Source organism: Pedococcus sp. P1_H8 (genome assembly GCF_056405175.1).
The window spans coordinates 1-505 of the sequence record NZ_JBFUCP010000147.1; the positions used below are offsets into that span (position 1 = coordinate 1).

Annotated in this window: 1 pseudogene; it reads left to right on the plus strand. The window is 65.1% G+C overall.

Annotation, left to right across the window (positions count from 1 at the left end):
• Nucleotides 1-505, plus strand: a pseudogene (locus tag AC1DYG_RS19305) (hypothetical protein); the annotation flags it as partial.

Here is a 505-nt window from a genome sequence, read left to right on the forward strand (position 1 = left end):
CGGCAGAACCTCACCAATGCGCTTGTCTCGCTGGGTGAGTTGAGTGACGTCGCGACTCGGGTGATCAACCAGAGTGGGGACGACCTGAAGGCCAACCTGCATTCCCTGGCACCGCTGCTCAACCAGCTCGCCGGTACCGGAAACGCGCTCACCAATGCGCTTTCCGTCTTGCTCACCTTCCCGTTCCCGATGAAGAACCTGGACCAGGTGGTCCGGGGCGACTACGCGAACCTGATGATGACCATCGACATGACCAACAAGCGGTTGGACTCGAGCTTCCTCACCGGCACCGCGCTTGGCGGCACCCTCGGCGGCGTCGAGGGCGCCCTCGGGAAGTCGGCGGGCATTGCCGGGCAGGCGAGCAACCCGCTGGCCAGTCCGAAGCCTAAGCCGGCCGCACCCGCAGATGCCAAGGCAGAGCCGAAACCGACAGCAGCACCGTTGATTCCGGGCCTTTCGGACATCCCCGGGCTGTCCCAGATCCCCGGCCTGCAGCAGCTAGGAG